This is a genomic window from Mesosutterella multiformis (genome assembly GCF_003402575.1).
In the GTDB taxonomy this organism is placed as follows: domain Bacteria; phylum Pseudomonadota; class Gammaproteobacteria; order Burkholderiales; family Burkholderiaceae_F; genus Mesosutterella; species Mesosutterella multiformis.
The window spans coordinates 1,193,268-1,208,156 of the sequence record NZ_BGZJ01000001.1 but is presented as its reverse complement, the minus strand read 5'-3'; the positions used below and the strand labels follow the sequence as shown (position 1 = coordinate 1,208,156).

The window sequence follows — 14,889 nt, the reverse complement described above, 5'->3', positions numbered from 1 at the left end:
AAGTCCTCCTCCGAGATCTTCTGCTTCTGCGGCGCTTAAGCGAAAGAAAAATACGATTCCGGTCCGAAATATACCCCCAAGGCTGTGACATCGGCCCCCGCGCTGTGCTATAGATCGCTCGGAGGAGAGTCATCGCTATGGATTTCGTATATTCACAGAGCCCCTGGGTTCTGCCTAAGGATCCGGAAGGAACCGAAAAAATATTCTCGGATCACGGCTGGAAGGTCACATTTAATGATCACGAGGTGATTCCTTTCGGTCTCGAAAAACGGGTTTATTTCATCAGAAAAGGACTTTTCGCCACGCTGGCCGGCGGCGCCGGGGACTTCAGCCGTATGGTCGGGCTTTTTCCGGCGGGCACTACGCTCGGAGCCATCCGCGCTATCTCACAGCCCGGCAATGAGATGCCCCTGATGGCCAAAGCTCTGCTGCCTGTCGAGGCTCTGGCGCTCGACATTCCGTTATATCTCAGAGAGCTTGAAAAAGATCCTGCGTTTCTCTCTCTCACCAAAACGAATTTCATTCTGAAAGAAGAGGCTCAGGTAGAAGGACTGCTGATGAACGGTCTCCTCACTGTTCCAAAACGCCTCGCGCTGATAATTCTGTCTCTCTTCAAAGCGGGTAACGGCATTCCAGGCGATGCGGTAACACCGCTCCCCGGCTCCATTACTGTCACGGATCTGGCTGCCCTCATTCACAGCAACCGGGGGGTGGTCAGCCGGACACTTTCCGGATGGGCCAGGGAAGGGCTGATTTCTGAACTGAATGGCCGGTATGCCTTCACCCGGCAGCAGCTTCTGTTTCTGGCGCAGAAAGATCACGGCTGACCGATACACACACCGTCTTCAGATATCCAGCCGGACAGGGCTTGAAATGATTTTTCGTGCCACTTTTTATAAAACAGAACTCATAAAAAAAGATTTAGTTACATTTCCTCTACCAGTCTTACGTGATTTTGACGCTCTTTTGACAAAATCTCGCTTACTTTCCGTGACACAAAGATATCTTCCCTAGAGAAAACGCCCGACTCGTGATTGCATGAATAACAATCACCAGAGTTCACTTAAACATGACGTTAACCCGTAAGGGTTTATTTCTCTCACATTCATTATTTACAATTTCAAACGGATGAAATTAAATGCTTCTTTTCAAATATCCGGCTAAACTATTGCCAATTAGCACAATTAATGTAACAATACATTCTAAATAAAAAAGCTAAGATATATATAACTGCGGTACCAAGCATTAAATAAGTTTGGCTTTACACAGAGGAACACCTTTAAACTATGAAAATTATTACTGAAATTCGAAGGGAAAATCTTCTCCGGCTTGTCGATCAGTGCGGCAGCCTTGCCGCAATTTCCGAGGCTATTGGCAAAAAACGTACCGATCCGACCCTCCGCCAGATTAAGATCCGCGCGTGCTCCCCGAAGGGCACCGTCCGCAACATGGGACACTTCCTGGCCCGCCTGATTGAGGAGAAACTGAATCTCCCGTCCGGCTGGATGGATCAGGACCATTCTCTCGACGACGCTTCTCCGGAAGAACGTCTTGAGCTTCGTCAGCGCCGCACGAAGTCGCGTACTTTCTCCCGTGCCCCGACCTGCACTGTCTCTTTCACTGATGGGAAGCCTGATTTCCACCCCCTCGATGAAGTCCGTTATCCTTCCGTCGTCTACCCCCGTCTCTATCTCGCTGACCGCGGATTTGAGCCGAAGGATCTGAAGGGGCTGATCGCGGGTGAAGACATTCCCGAGTACAGCATCTGCTCAGGCGACATCGTTGTCATCAATACCGCTGCCGGCGATCCGAGACGCGGCACCATCGGCATCTATGCGTTCCTGATGCCGGGCGAAGACGGCAAGGATGCTGTCGTTTACGCAAAAGAAGACCGTGCGCCTACTGGCGGCGTGCCGATCGGAAAGGTGATTTCCGTTTCCCGCTTCTTTTAAGAGCAGCGGCAGAACTGACTGTCTTCTCTCAGAGCGGCGCCTCCCACTAAGGGACGCGCCGCTTTGATATGTCTGACCTCCGTGACTCTCTTAGGCTTAGCGGGAAGACCATCAGGTTCTGTCTCACAGATTGAATCAAAAACTGTCCTCCTGTCCGACTGCTGCCATGGCGCAGTTTTACCCCCGCTCTTCCGTTATGTTCGGACCACATTCCAAACCGAAAACAACTTCTTCAAAGAGTTGAGTAGCAGACGTATACAAAATCCTCTTCTGTCAAGGGGTGGAAATTTTTCCACAGGCGTCTTAAGATTCGTATCTCACTCTTTAATTTTTGAATTTTCAGGAAGTTTAATAAATGGCTGCAGTGACTCGTTCTGAACTTATGCTTCTTCTCAGCGAACGGATTCCCGGCATTTCGGCGAAAACCGCGGACGAGGCTGTGCGGCTTATCCTCGAAGAAATGACGCGTGCGGTGTCAAGCGGCCGTCGGATTGAAATCCGTGGCTTCGGCTCCTTCGCGCTCAACTATCGCCCGGCCCGCAAGGGCCGCAATCCCCGCTCCGGTGAGAGCGTTGAAGTCCCGGCGAAGTATGCCGTGCACTTCAAGGCCGGCAAGGAAATGCGCGAAGTCGTCGACCGTCAGGCGAAGGCCGGCGTCCCGATCGGTTCCCCGGAAGGGACTGAAGCCGAGGATGAAGACTGATACCGCCTTCTGATGGCCGCAAAGCCATCTGCAAAACCGAGTGAGCCTCCAGGAACACAGTTTTCCCGGAGGCTGTTTTTTTGACTTTTCCTCCCCGGAAAAACGATTCAAAACCTCATCCGAACGGCGTATATTGGATCAGACTGCCTGTCTTTTTTATGTGATCCCATGATTCTCCGCGTCATTCTCTTTACCGTTGCGTTTCACATGACCTTTTCGGTCGTGCGCGTTACTGCGAGCCTTGACGCGCTCTCCCACGGCTATGGATCTTTCACCGTTGGTTTGCTGATCAGTCTTCTTGCGCTTTTTCCGACCTTCCTCTCCATGCCCTGGGGCCGTGTTGTAGACCGGGTCGGCGCCCGTCTGCCTATCGCGGTCGGCGGGCTGTTTCTGCTCGCGGGCGTCATGATCCCGGCTGTATTTCCGACGTCTCATTTCGGTCTCACACCGCTCGCCTTTTCCTGCGCCCTCACCGGTATCGGCATGATGTCCACCTCCATGGTGTCACAGCAGCTGGTGGGCTTCTACTCCAACTCTCACAACCGAACCGCAAACTTTGCCTGGCTCGCAACCGGACAGGCAGCCTCGGGTCTTGTCACGCCGATCCTTTCCGGCATGATCATTGACGCGTTCGGTCACCGGTACGCTTTTTTCTACGGCACCGCGGCGGCTCTCCTGGGGCTAGCGGCCTTTTACTGGAGCCGCAATAAGCTCCCGGCCTCCTGGGAACGGGCGCGTCTCCGCGATAAAAAGACAGGGGCCTTTGAGCTGCTCTCGCACCCAAGAGTGCGGAACGTGCTCTTCGTTTCCGCCCTTGTTTCCATGGCCTGGGATCTGGAAATCTTTATGTTCCCGGTGTACGGACATGCGATCGGGCTCTCCGCGACTGAGATTGGCTGGCTGATCGGCATGTTCTTTGCGGCGACTTTCGCGGTCCGATTCCTTATGCCGCTGCTCTCAAAACGCATTTCTGAGTGGCAGTTTCTTGTCGCGGTTCTCGCGATCGGCAGCTTCGCCTACATTCTTTTTCCGTTCTTCACAGAGCTCGGGCCGCTGCTTGTTGTCGCGTTCATTCTCGGTCTCGGGCTTGGAGCAAGCCAGCCAAACGTCATGAGTCTCCTCCAGACTCAGAGCCCAAAGGGACGGGTCGGTGAGGCGCTTGGCATCCGCACGATGCTGACAAACCTCTGCCACACGGTGCTTCCGACCGGTTTTGGTCTTCTCGCCTCCGCTGTGGGCGTTTTCTGGATCTTCATCGCCATGGGGGTCATCATGGGCGGTTCCGCCGTGCTCGCGCAGTTCAGAGACCGGTCAGATGAGGTCACGGAAGAGGAAGCGTAATCAAAAACATCGTTTTATCGCATTTCGCCTTGCTAAAAAATCCCTGAAGTCCTATGATTCGTAGCCCTTTTTTGATTTTTAATGCTTCTAGGATTTTGAAATGCCGTCCCCCATCACCCGCTCCGAACTGATTTCCATGCTGAATGAACGCCTCCCCGTACTGTCGAACAAGTCAGCTGACGAAGCAGTGCGCATCCTCTTTGAAGAAATGGGAAAGGCAATCACGAGCGGCCGCCGGATTGAAATCCGCGGTTTTGGCTCCTTCTCGCTGAACTACCGCCCTGCCCGTATCGGCCGCAATCCGCGTACCGGCGAGAGTGTTCCGGTTCCGCCGAAGTACTCTATTCACTTCAAGCCGGGTAAAGAAATGCGCGAAGTGGTGGATTCCCACGCGAGAAAGCCTCTTGCCGAATAATTTCGGTCTGCGATATCCATAAAAGAACCTGCCCGCGGTCATTTCCGCTGGCAGGTTTTTTCATCTGATTCTGATGCTGATAAAAAGAGAGCCCGCTCAGATCCATTACGGATGGGCGGGCTTCATAAAAACATATATGAGGAGCGTCAGGCACAATTTGCGGCACCTAACGGGAGTAATTACAGCATTTTTTCTTTATAAACCGGACGGTATACCAGTCTTAATCCTGTTTCATTTGATGTCAGGAAAAGAAAACCGGCATCTTTACATTTCCGGGAAACCCTCCGGAAAGCCGGTTTCAGGCTCTCCGGTGCGTAAGTTTCCAAGTTATCCACAGAAGAGTGGAAAAATCACTGGATAAGTTGCTTAACCTGAAAACAGAGCAAGATTAAAAAAGACTGCCTAAAAAATAATCAGGCCCCTGTAAGAGGCCTGATTTCCTGGAAAGCCGCGCCCGGGAGACTTCAGACGATCCCTGTTACCCGATCAAAGTACCCGGACAGTTTTTCCAAACCCCTGAGGCTGATGTTCGCGAAAAACTCCGGATCCGTCTTCACCACGGCGTCCCGGATCACGGATTTCTCCCGATCCGTAAGATGAGTCCAGGTGGCAAGGTCAAAATGAATCTCAGGATGCCCTTCAGACACGATTCTGAGCCGATAGGTCATCGCTCCCATACCTTCCGCTTCCAGCGCCTTTCTGATCGCCTCCTCAGCCTTCTTAAGCCTCTGAAGCACAGGTTCAGTCGGAGTCATGCCATAAGGAAAGCGCGTAAGGAGACAGGGCTCAGGTAGCTGGTCCGGGCGTTCCATTCCGGTTTCGGCCGCGAGACGGTGAATCTCAGGCTTACCGAGGTTCGCTGCAGCGAGCGGCGAATGGATACCGAGTTCTTTAAGCGCAATCATACCGGGGCGCCAGACGCCGGCTTCACCATCGGTATGGTTTGTTCCGTCACAGAGCGGAAGGTCACCGGCTTCTTTAAGAAGTGCCGTGAAGACCGTTTTTTTGCAGCCGTAGCAACGGTATTTGGTGCCGTCATGCACTTCAGGCATGTTAAGAGGATCCAGCTCAAGAGTCCGGATTTCGAAGCCGTTCTCGCGCGCCCAGCGATACCCTTCCTCCTCATTTCCGCCAACGTGGGAGCCGGTGACATGCAGCAAAGTCGGCGTGAACCCAAAAAGTTTGGAGGCATGAGAGAGGAACCGGCTGTCGAGCCCGCCCGAATAAGCAATAGCAAAACGCCCCTGAGGCGCCACATCTTCCAGCGCTTTACGAAGCCGCTCCAGCAGCCCGTTCGCTTCGTTCGATAAACCTTCCATTACAAGGCTCTCCTTAAGCCGCGGTGATTGACAGAGGATGAAACCGTTTCGGATTCTTCCCTTCTATCTATCCACACTGATTACGTATGGTATAAGCATACCGATTCCGACCTACTCCGAGTGGGTCTTTTTTCGCTATTTCTTGTCCGATTTTCTCTTCTGAAGAAAAATTTCCTGAAAAAAAGAGGAGAACATTGATGTTCTCCTCTTTTTATGGCCTATCGGGCTGTTTTCAGAAAATACCGCCCGGGCTTTCTTCGTACCCCATGAAGCCGGGGATGTCCTTGATAATGCCGTGGACGTTCGTCAGCACCTCTTCAATGAACTGACTGATCAGGGGATCCCGCTCACGGGCCGGATTCACTTCCTGATAAATCGGAACCGCGGGGAGCTTCCAATCTGTGAGAATAAGCTTCAGATCACCGGTCTTCAGATAGTTATCAACCATGAAACTGTTAATGTTCGCGAGAACGCCTTCGCCTCCAAGAGCGGAAGGCACAAGCGGCAGATACGCGCTGGAGCGCAGCGACGGATCAATCCGGACATCGCGTGTTTCGCCGTTCTTGGTGAACGTCAGAGTCGTCCCTTCCCCGCCCGTGGGGCGGTAGAAGAAGAAAACGGGCGTTTTCAGAATATCCTCTGGTTCCTTCGGTTCCCCGTACTTCTCTATATAAGAGGGTGCTACGGCGAGCACGGGATGAAATGAGCAGATCGGCTGCAGACGGCTCTTATCACGGCAGGCCGGCGTTCCAAACCAGTAGCTGAGATCAGGTTCACCCTTGATTTCTTCCGGTGTGTCGTAGATCTCAAAATAGGTCTGCGGATAGCGCTTCTGGAAATCCGTGATAAGTCCGATCAGATCGCAGTCCGCAAGCACGGATGGGCAGGTAATGGAAATCTTCTGCGGGGGCTCTTTCTGGCTGCGCTGGAATGAGGCAAGAAATGCGTCGTATTCCGCCAGAATGTGGCTGATGTTCGCGAAGGCTACGCGTCCTTCGGGGGTGAGTTCAAGCCCTTGGTTGGAACGGAGAAGAAACTTCGTTCCCATGGTCGTTTCGAGCTTGTCGATACGGCGCGTGACGGTTGACGGGTCAACGCCGAGGTTCTGAGCGGCAATCTTCATCGACCTGGCTTTCACCACGTCGATAAGCATTCGCCAGTCGTTCAGCTGATCCAGTTGAAACTGTTCGTTTGCTGGAGTCCTCATAATTTTTATTCTCCAGATATTGAAATTCGCCGAAAACCAAAATCTGGCCGTTCTTTCCTTTATCCGCTGTCGGTTTCCGCGTGCGGTATATCGGTGAAGAAGCTCTGCCGGGAAAGCGTGAGACTGATCGCCCGAGCGCGTGCTGAAATGAACCAGATGATACGACCCCGGCTCTGTCCGGAGGTTTCCCGGACTCGCTGCATGCCGAGGGTTACGGCGGCCAGACGGCTGGCTCCGCCCTGTGTGAAACGGCTCCAGACGCCGTACCTGGAAGCTCGCGTTTGATGAATGCCCGACTGCTTTTATGGAATGGTGCCGAGAGTTTTCTCAGCTTCTTCCCGGGTCTTCTGCGGGGCGTAAGCCCTCTTGAATCAGACGCTCCCGACAGCCGCAGCCGCGGGGAAATGACCGACCTGCATCATTCTTCCGAAGTATCTGAGATCAAATCTTATCATATGGAATGCTACTGATAACCCTTCAAAAATAGGGGATTGCGGTCACTTTAAAGTCATGTGCATGAAACTTCACCCAAAAGAACACCCCCGCAATGTCCGGCACGGAGGAAGACCATACCGGACACTGCGGGGGCTGCGACCTCAGGAGTTCTTCAGAATCAGAAGTTGGCGATCACATTGCCCTTATAGGATTTATTGATGTACGCACGGACAGACGGATCCTGATAAGACTTGACGAGAGTCTTCACCCAGTCAGCGTTCTTATCCTTCTCGCGGACCACGATGTAGTTGATGTAGTTCGCCGTGGGCTTCTCAACGAGAATCCCCTTGCGGGTCTTCGAAAGACCGGAAATGTAGGCATAGTTGCCATTCACGGCAGCGGCATCGAGATCATCGATCGCACGCGGCGTCTGTGCCGGGTCCAGTTCCACAATCTTCAGCTTCTTCGGATTCGAGATGATATCAAGCGGCGTTCCGGTACGGCCCGCGGAAGGCTTCAGCTTGATAATGCCCGCCTCCTGCAGCACGTAGAGCGCGCGGCCTTCTGTCGACGGATCATTCGGGATCGCAATCCGGGCACCGGTCGGGATCTCGCTGAAGCTCTTCCACTTCTTCGAGTAGAAGGTGAGCGGCGCCGTAATCGTCTTGCCGACGGCAGCGAGACCATAGTTCCGCTGTTTATTCAGAAGCTCGAAGTAAGAAAGTGTCTGGAAGATATTGGCATCAAGATCGCCGTGGGAAAGCGCTTCGTTCGGGGACACATAGTCCTGGAACTCAATCACTTTGATATCGAGTCCGTTCTTCTTCGCGATCGGGAGGGCCTGGCGGAGGATTTCCGCGTGGAGGCCGGCCGTCACGCCGACCTTCAGGGTTTTGGTCGCCGCGTGGGCGGGCACCGCGAGAGCAAGGGTGGAAGCAAGAGCAGAGATGAGAAGAGTACGGCGAAGCATGACAGTTTCCTTTTTTCTCTCCAGCCGCTTGAAGTGCCGGCTGAAAAAGCAATGATGTCTTTGAATGATTTTCGAAGAGGGAGGGAGACTCGCTCCAGCCCGTCCTTGAGAATTAAATTACCGGAAGGATCTGCTGAACTCAAAAAAGTAATACCTGAAACGCTTGACGCGTCTCAGGTATTACCGCATCTGTCGGGAATAAATCTCTTACGAAGAACGCCCTCCGGCCTCTCCTGCCCGAGGGAAGTGCGGGCAGGGCAAAGCCAGAGGGCGTCAAAGGGATTCTGAAACCGGGCTTCTCTATCAGAAGTTCGCGATCACGCTGCCCTTATAGGACTTGTTCACGAAAGCGCGGACAGACGGATCCTGATAGGACTTCACGAGGGTCTTCACCCAGGCGGCGTTCTTATCCTTCTCGCGGACCACGATGTAGTTCACGTATTCAGGACCGGGCTTCTCAACGAGAATGCCCTTGCGGGTCTTCGTGAGACCGGAGATGTAGGCGTAGTTGCCGTTAACCGCAACCGCATCCAGGTCATCCAGGGAGCGCAGCGTCTGGGCCGGATCGAGTTCCACAAACTTCAGCTTCTTCGGGTTCGAGATCACGTCGAGCGGGGAACCCTCACGGCCGACACCGGCCTTCAGCTTGATGAGACCTGCCTGTTCAAGCACGAAAAGCGAGCGGCCTTCGGTGGACGGATCATTCGGGATACCGATCTTCGCGCCGGTCGGAAGCTGGGAGAGGTTCGTGTACTTCTTCGAGTAGAACGTAAGCGGCTCGGTGATCGACTTGCCAACCGGGGCAAGGCCATAGTTGTGCTGCTTGTTCATCAGCTTCAGATAGGAGAGCGTCTGGAAGATGTTCGCGTCCAGATCACCGTGAGCCAGAGCTTCGTTCGGAGACACATAGTCCTGGAACTCAATCACTTTGATGTCGAGACCGTTCTTCTTCGCGATCGGCAGAGCGGCACGGAGAATTTCAGCGTGAGTGCCGGCCGTGACACCGATCTTCAGCGTCTTAACGGGGGCTGCCTGAGCGGGAATCGCGAAGGCCAGGGATGCAGCGAATGCAGAGATAAGAAGTGAGCGGCGAAGCATGATGTTTGTCCTTTATATAGCTTTTCAGCTGCCGTCACCTGAGAGAGTGAGTGCCGGCTGCCGGGAATTTTGTTTTGCGGGGAATCCCCATCGCACGGAGGAGAAACGCATCAGGGGATCCCGTTGAGTCAAAAGTTACCTGAAGGGAGAGCCGCGTTCAAAAAAGTATTACCAGCAACATTTGATGAAGCTCAGGTATTACCGCTGAAGTCCCGCCCCCCGGGTTATGTCCGTCAGAAATTTGCGACGACACCGCCGTGATAAGTCTTCCTGATGTAATCACGGACCGAGGCGTCCTGATAGGACTTCACGAGAGGCTTTACCCAGGCAGCATTTCTGTCCTTTTCGCGCACAACGATGTGATTGATATAAAGCGAAGCGGGCTTTTCATAAAGAATCGCCTTTCCGCTTCCCATGATCCCAGCGAGGAACGCGTAGTTGCCGTTCACCGCGGAAACATCCAGATCCGGCAGCGACCGGGCGGTCTGCGCGGGATCGAGCTCCACAAATTTCAGTTTCTTCGGGTTAGATATCACATCAAGCGGGGAGCCTTCGCGGCCTGCGGATGGCCGCAGCTTGATGATTCCCGCGTCCTGAAGCGCGTAAAGCGCCCGGCCTTCTGAAGACGGATCATTTGGGATTCCGACCCGGGCCCCCTGAGGGACCTGATTGAAACTCTTATAACGGTTGGAATAAAAGGCGAGCGGCAGCGTAATCGTCCGGCCGACAGGCACGAGCCCATAGCGGCGCTGCTTATTCATGAGACCAAGGTAAGACTCCGTCTGGAAAATATTGGCATCCAGATCACCGGCGGCGAGCGCTTCATTCGGCGACACATAATCCTGGAACTCAACGATTTTTATGTCCAGCCCGTTCTTCTTCGCGACGGGAAGAGCGGCGCGGAGAATATCCGCATGAGGGCCGGACGTCACCCCGATCCTGAGGCGTTTCGCGGAGGCAAATGCCGGATTCGATGCAATCAGTGTCAGAGGCAGCAGAATGGATGTCTGGAGCAGTGCGCGGCGTTTCATATTCGGTTTTCCTTTGATTCTGTCCGGCTGTTCTTTGCCAGCCGTAGGATTTTTCTGAGAAGAGGCTTTGGATCGGTATAGATCCGCGCTCCCTTTACCGAACAGTACCGATTGGCGCTTTATTACACCAAATAGGTATTACTTTCCGAATTGACACCGCACAGGTATTACCGAAATCACTTTTCCTCCGTTCTTCAGGGCACATAATTCAGTCATAATTTTTTTGTTTTTAAATCAGTTCTTACCCCAAAAGGAAATCCCTAGTGGCGAAAACACTAACTCTTGTGGATAAGCCCAAATGGTTTATCTAGAATCGGAACTGTTCTCGGGAAACAGGAGATCGCAGACTTAAGTGCCTCTCCGCGTTCCAGGTCGGGAACAGAACTCTGTTTTGTTTTCTCCCTGCCTATACGGCCGGGAAGTCACTTTTAAGGATGTTTTTCAACATGCATACCGCTCTGAAGATTGTTGCCGCCGCCTCTATCGCCATGATGGCTGTTGCTTGCTCCAAGCAGGCTTCTGCTCCGGCCTCCGCCCCGGCTTCTTCTGCTGCCGCTTCTGTGGAAGCTACTTCGCCTGCCGCTTCCGCTCCGGCTTCCGCCGCTGCTTCTGCTCCGGCTGCTTCCGCTGCCGCCAGCTCCGCCGCTGCTTCTGCCGCTGCTTCCGCTCCGGCCAGCTCCGCTGCCGCGAAGTAATTCCATCAGACTTTTTGCCTGATGCAGTCTCCCCGGCTTTCTTCCGAAAGCCGGGGATTTTTATTGCCGGAAAGAAATTTTTTCACTGGCGAACCGGATAGCCTTCTGAAGAATCTGATCCCTGAGCGGATCAGTCCTGAGACGGCTGACAGCGGCTGACATGCGGATAGAAGGGAGAGGTCCCTCGAAGGGCACTGCGCGAACCGCAGCTGGAATTGAGCTCAGATAAGACTCAGGAATCAGCGCTATCCCTTCCCGGCAGGCGACATAGGCGATCTGATGCTGAATCGTTTCCGGTCTGTGACGCACACGGGGCTCAAAGCCCTCCGTCCGACAGGCTCTGACAAACGCTGCCGCGTAACCCGGATTCACCCGGGGGAGTGTCATGATCCATTCCTCATCGCGGACGTCTTCCCACGTCACAGCCTTTCTCTTACTGAGAGGATGATCCCGCGGCACGATGAGAACCGATGGCTCCTCACTCAGCAGCTGAAGTGAAATACCTCGTACGGAAAGTTCCGCGAACCGCCCGAAAGCGATTGAGATTTCACCGGCGAGAAGCGCCGCCACCAGATCCGCGGTGTCGTAGAGCGTGACCCGGAGCCTGACACCGGGAAGCGCCTGATCAAGGTACCGCATGAAGTCCGGGAGAAATTGGAATAGGCAGGCTTCCACTGCCCCGATCGGCACCTCCCGAATGGCTTCACGGCCTGCTGAGACCGCATCCCGCTCAAACTCAGAGGCCAGCCTGACGACAGACCGGGCTTTGGGGAGCAGCGCCTCGCCTTCGGGAGTGAGCGACACGCCCCGCGCGGTGCGCCGCAGAAGCCTGACTCCGATATCGGATTCCAGACGCGTGATCATCGATGCCACGGTCGGGGTTGAGCGGCCGAGAATCCTTGCCGCCTTGCTGAGACTCCGCTCATCAGAAGCCGCCGCAAAAGCTTCAAGCGCTTCAAAAAGTTTTCCATCCGGCCGCTTTCCCATGATGACCTCACCTGTTTTATGCACAGCGATATCAGTATTAAAAAATTTTAACGCTTACCGTAAACCCATTTTCCGTAGTGAATTTCATAGAATGGATTGCAACGGAAAAGTTTTCCGGTTTCTGATTCTGAAGAAAAATGACTTCGCTGCTTCCGCTCTACCTTCTGCTTTGCTTCACTACGATCGTGACCCCCGGCGCCGGTGTGCTTTACACCGTGACCGGGTCGCTGAAATACGGTGTCCGGTACGCCTGGCCCTGTGTGGCCGGAAACGCGGTTGGTGTTCTTATCGTGTCATTTCTGACCGCGGGAGGGCTCGGTGCCGTGCTGGCCGCAAGCCCTGTCCTTTTCACAACACTTCAGGCAATCGGCGGTCTTTATCTGATCTACCTCGGAATCCAGGAACTCCGGGCGAAGCCCTTTGATCTGATGCGGCTCGCCTCAGCGAGCGACCAGGCGTCTGAATCCCAGTGGACGCTCTTCCGGAACGCGGTTCTGCTTCAGGGCACGAACCCGATGCTGTTTCTCTTTCTCTTCGCGCTCTTTCCTCAGTTTGTCATGAAGGAAAGCCCCTTCTGGCCACAGGCAACGATCCTGATCGCGCTTTTCAGCCTCCTTCTCATTCTGATTCACAGCGCGTACGCCGTGATCGCGACAGCAGCGCGGGGTGCCCTTCAGGGCACCCGCGCGTCTCTCATCATCAACCGGATAAGCGGCATTCTCTTTATCGCTCTCGGTCTCATGGTGTTTGCGAAGATTCTGTCCGGTTTCTTCTGACCCGCCAGGTCAGTCTTCCCTGCGGAAAACCTCGGCGCCGCGAAGGAAGCCGCGCTTCACCCGCATCTCATGAATCCGGTCTTCGGGCATCGTAAAGGGATCCGCTTCCAGAACGCTGAAATCCGCCTCGGCCCCCGGCGCGATGACACCGGCAGGCGACTCTTTCGCAAATAGCTTCGCGGCCCGTCCCGTGTAGAGCGTGAGCGCGGTACCCAGTGTCACCCCCTCCTCCCGGTTAATCGGATGACCGTTATAAGCCACACGCCGCACCGCGGCTTCAAGCGACACTGCCGGATCATCCGGATCCATCCAGGTGGTCGCAGGGCTGTCTGACGAGAGCGCCAGCGCTTCCACCGATTTCTCCAGAGTTTTTACCGGATACATGCGTTTAAAAGGCCCCGGGCAGAGTGACGCTTCATAGCTCTCAATCTCCGCGAAGGGGAAGATCACCTGAGTCGTCATGCCGAACGTCAGGCGGCTCCTCCGGATCCGCTCGAGCTGCTCAGGCGTAATCAGCGTCACGTGCTCAAGCCGCACGCTTGGAATCCCCTGAAGCCAGTCGGTTTCGCCCTCAAGCACCTCCAGAATCTGATCAATTGCGTGATCCCCCATCACATGAATCGCCAGCTGCACGCCATTTCGTTTCGCGAAGGAAACAGCTGCCCGGATCGCGGCCGGGGTCAGAGTCGAGAGTCCGGTCGTCCCATCCTGATACGGTTCATTCACCCACGCCGTACGGCCGGAAACCGAGCCGTCCGCGAAGAGCTTGACCCCCGCGATGCGGATGCGGCCCGTTTTTTCGTTCTCCGTGATGTCTGCCATGCCCCGATCATCCTCCCCGCCTTCCCATACGAGGTAAAGCGCGGCCTGCAGGTCAAACCCCAGCGGCTCCGCGGCCCGGAACGCTTCAAGCGTATTCAGAGGAGAACGGCGCGCCATCATTTCCGTGACAACGGAATATCCGCGTTCATGAAAGTGCCGGGCGGATCCCGCGATCACCTTCACGACACTCTCGAAATCCGGTTTCTCAGCGAGGCTCCTCACCCTGGCGTTCGCCTCAAGCTCAAAGAGAATGCCGTTCGGAGTCCCGTCCGCCTCCCGGCCGAAGGCTCCTACCGCAGGATCAGGCGTATCACGGGTGACACCCGCGAGTTCCAGGGCCTTCGTGTTGCAGATGCCTGAGTGACAGTCTGACCGGATGATATAGATTGGCTGCGTGGTGCTGACAAGATCCAGATCGTGACGGGTCGGAGTCCGATGCTCCGCGAGCTTCGTTTCGTCGTACCCCCATCCCGTGATCCACCGATCCGGTCCTTTCCCATAGGAGGGATTCTTCCGGAGTGCTTCAATCATCGACGGAATATCAGTTACCGCCGGAATCGTACAGGCTGTGGAATTCGCGATGCCGGCGACAATCAGCGCATGCTCATGAGCCTCAATAAGCCCCGGGATTACAGTGGCTCCCGAAAGATCCACATCTGAGTCGGCTTTGTAGGGGGCATCGCTCTCCTCCCCTACCCAGGAAAACACACCGTCAGTTACCTCAAACGCCGAGGTGAAGTGATCCGGGCCTGTCCCCGTAAAAACCTTTCCATTCCGGTAAAGCGTCGTCGTCATGCTGAAATTCTCCAAGGCGGTCCCCGTGCCAGACTTCGGGACCGATGTGAGCTCATTTATACACGTATCAGCAGGACTTTTTCGGGATGCGGGACCGGATTCCCGGAGCGAGGCCGCTCCGATCGGGACCGAAGAAACAAAAACGCTTTGGCTTGTTCTCCAACATGCTACCTAAGTAGCCCCTTCCCCTAGAATCTTTTTCAACAGAAACAGAGAGTTCAGCGCATCACAGCGAACCGCTGTTTCTGACCGGTTACCTAAGCCGGGGAAAGGATTTAAGGGAGAAGGTGTCTCCCATCTCCTTTCCTTTCCCCGCTTTTTTCTCAGAATCTCTCCTGCTCCC

General features: G+C 54.6%; 14 protein-coding genes. 7 read left to right on the top strand and 7 right to left on the bottom strand.

Annotated elements, in window-relative coordinates; genetic code table 11:
• Positions 1 to 137: 137 nt before the first annotated feature.
• The 5 genes from M4NBBH2_RS05605 to M4NBBH2_RS05585 all read left to right on the top strand — a co-directional run bounded on the left by M4NBBH2_RS05605 (position 138) and on the right by M4NBBH2_RS05585 (position 4,411).
• Entirely contained in the window at positions 138 to 827 is a 690-nt protein-coding gene (locus M4NBBH2_RS05605) for a Crp/Fnr family transcriptional regulator (protein WP_116270046.1), read from the top strand.
• A 459-nt stretch (positions 828 to 1,286) separates the two neighbouring features.
• The gene (locus M4NBBH2_RS05600) at positions 1,287 to 1,952 is read left to right on the top strand and encodes a hypothetical protein (RefSeq protein WP_116270045.1); all 666 of its coding nucleotides are present in this window, start codon (positions 1,287 to 1,289) and stop codon (positions 1,950 to 1,952) included.
• Positions 1,953 to 2,316: 364 nt separating this feature from the next.
• Positions 2,317 to 2,655, top strand: coding sequence for an integration host factor subunit beta (locus M4NBBH2_RS05595; RefSeq protein ID WP_049686486.1), 339 nt, complete (start codon positions 2,317 to 2,319; stop codon positions 2,653 to 2,655).
• 168 nt (positions 2,656 to 2,823) lie between these two features.
• Positions 2,824 to 3,996: an MFS transporter gene (locus tag M4NBBH2_RS05590; RefSeq protein ID WP_116270044.1), complete on the top strand. Its 1,173-nt coding sequence runs from the start codon at positions 2,824 to 2,826 to the stop codon at positions 3,994 to 3,996.
• A gap of 112 nt (positions 3,997 to 4,108) precedes the next feature.
• On the top strand, positions 4,109 to 4,411 hold the full coding sequence (locus tag M4NBBH2_RS05585; protein ID WP_116270602.1) for an integration host factor subunit beta: 303 nt from the start codon (positions 4,109 to 4,111) through the stop codon (positions 4,409 to 4,411).
• 464 nt (positions 4,412 to 4,875) lie between these two features.
• Here the strand turns inward: M4NBBH2_RS05585 and M4NBBH2_RS05580 are convergent, their stop codons facing one another.
• The 5 genes from M4NBBH2_RS05580 to M4NBBH2_RS05560 all read right to left on the bottom strand — a co-directional run bounded on the left by M4NBBH2_RS05580 (position 4,876) and on the right by M4NBBH2_RS05560 (position 10,471).
• Positions 4,876 to 5,730 (bottom strand): adenine nucleotide alpha-hydrolase family protein, encoded by an 855-nt coding sequence (locus M4NBBH2_RS05580; RefSeq protein WP_116270043.1) that lies wholly within the window; start codon positions 5,728 to 5,730, stop codon positions 4,876 to 4,878.
• A gap of 232 nt (positions 5,731 to 5,962) precedes the next feature.
• Positions 5,963 to 6,937, bottom strand: a complete 975-nt coding sequence (locus tag M4NBBH2_RS05575; RefSeq protein ID WP_116270042.1) for a LysR family transcriptional regulator — start codon at positions 6,935 to 6,937, stop codon at positions 5,963 to 5,965.
• Positions 6,938 to 7,550: 613 nt separating this feature from the next.
• Positions 7,551 to 8,342: a MetQ/NlpA family ABC transporter substrate-binding protein gene (locus tag M4NBBH2_RS05570; RefSeq protein WP_116270041.1), complete on the bottom strand. Its 792-nt coding sequence runs from the start codon at positions 8,340 to 8,342 to the stop codon at positions 7,551 to 7,553.
• Between the two features lie 303 nt (positions 8,343 to 8,645).
• The gene (locus M4NBBH2_RS05565) at positions 8,646 to 9,440 is read right to left on the bottom strand and encodes a MetQ/NlpA family ABC transporter substrate-binding protein (protein ID WP_116270040.1); all 795 of its coding nucleotides are present in this window, start codon (positions 9,438 to 9,440) and stop codon (positions 8,646 to 8,648) included.
• 233 nt (positions 9,441 to 9,673) lie between these two features.
• Positions 9,674 to 10,471, bottom strand: a complete 798-nt coding sequence (locus M4NBBH2_RS05560) for a MetQ/NlpA family ABC transporter substrate-binding protein (RefSeq protein ID WP_116270039.1) — start codon at positions 10,469 to 10,471, stop codon at positions 9,674 to 9,676.
• A 446-nt stretch (positions 10,472 to 10,917) separates the two neighbouring features.
• On the opposite strand from M4NBBH2_RS05560, the gene M4NBBH2_RS05555 reads away from it, so the two are divergent.
• Positions 10,918 to 11,166, top strand: coding sequence for a hypothetical protein (locus M4NBBH2_RS05555; protein ID WP_116270601.1), 249 nt, complete (start codon positions 10,918 to 10,920; stop codon positions 11,164 to 11,166).
• A gap of 60 nt (positions 11,167 to 11,226) precedes the next feature.
• On the opposite strand, the gene M4NBBH2_RS05550 is transcribed toward M4NBBH2_RS05555, so the two are convergent.
• Positions 11,227 to 12,177 carry a LysR family transcriptional regulator gene (locus tag M4NBBH2_RS05550; protein WP_124944096.1) on the bottom strand — a complete coding sequence of 317 codons (951 nt, stop codon included), beginning with the start codon at positions 12,175 to 12,177 and terminating at the stop codon, positions 11,227 to 11,229.
• 113 nt (positions 12,178 to 12,290) lie between these two features.
• Here M4NBBH2_RS05550 and M4NBBH2_RS05545 point away from each other — a divergent pair, with 113 nt between their 5' ends.
• Positions 12,291 to 12,929, top strand: a complete 639-nt coding sequence (locus M4NBBH2_RS05545; protein ID WP_116270037.1) for a LysE family translocator — start codon at positions 12,291 to 12,293, stop codon at positions 12,927 to 12,929.
• A gap of 9 nt (positions 12,930 to 12,938) precedes the next feature.
• On the opposite strand, the gene M4NBBH2_RS05540 is transcribed toward M4NBBH2_RS05545, so the two are convergent.
• Entirely contained in the window at positions 12,939 to 14,546 is a 1,608-nt protein-coding gene (locus tag M4NBBH2_RS05540; protein ID WP_116270036.1) for an amidohydrolase, read from the bottom strand.
• Positions 14,547 to 14,889: the final 343 nt, after the last annotated feature.

Coding starts and splice junctions, on each gene's coding strand:
- M4NBBH2_RS05590 (WP_116270044.1), top strand. CDS start 2,824: ATGATTCTCCGCGTCATTCTCTTTACCGTTGCGTTTCACATGACCTTT.
- M4NBBH2_RS05540 (WP_116270036.1), bottom strand. CDS start 14,546: ATGACGACGACGCTTTACCGGAATGGAAAGGTTTTTACGGGGACAGGC.
- M4NBBH2_RS05555 (WP_116270601.1), top strand. CDS start 10,918: ATGCATACCGCTCTGAAGATTGTTGCCGCCGCCTCTATCGCCATGATG.
- M4NBBH2_RS05580 (WP_116270043.1), bottom strand. CDS start 5,730: ATGGAAGGTTTATCGAACGAAGCGAACGGGCTGCTGGAGCGGCTTCGT.
- M4NBBH2_RS05605 (WP_116270046.1), top strand. CDS start 138: ATGGATTTCGTATATTCACAGAGCCCCTGGGTTCTGCCTAAGGATCCG.
- M4NBBH2_RS05570 (WP_116270041.1), bottom strand. CDS start 8,342: ATGCTTCGCCGTACTCTTCTCATCTCTGCTCTTGCTTCCACCCTTGCT.
- M4NBBH2_RS05600 (WP_116270045.1), top strand. CDS start 1,287: ATGAAAATTATTACTGAAATTCGAAGGGAAAATCTTCTCCGGCTTGTC.
- M4NBBH2_RS05565 (WP_116270040.1), bottom strand. CDS start 9,440: ATGCTTCGCCGCTCACTTCTTATCTCTGCATTCGCTGCATCCCTGGCC.
- M4NBBH2_RS05545 (WP_116270037.1), top strand. CDS start 12,291: ATGACTTCGCTGCTTCCGCTCTACCTTCTGCTTTGCTTCACTACGATC.
- M4NBBH2_RS05560 (WP_116270039.1), bottom strand. CDS start 10,471: ATGAAACGCCGCGCACTGCTCCAGACATCCATTCTGCTGCCTCTGACA.
- M4NBBH2_RS05575 (WP_116270042.1), bottom strand. CDS start 6,937: ATGAGGACTCCAGCAAACGAACAGTTTCAACTGGATCAGCTGAACGAC.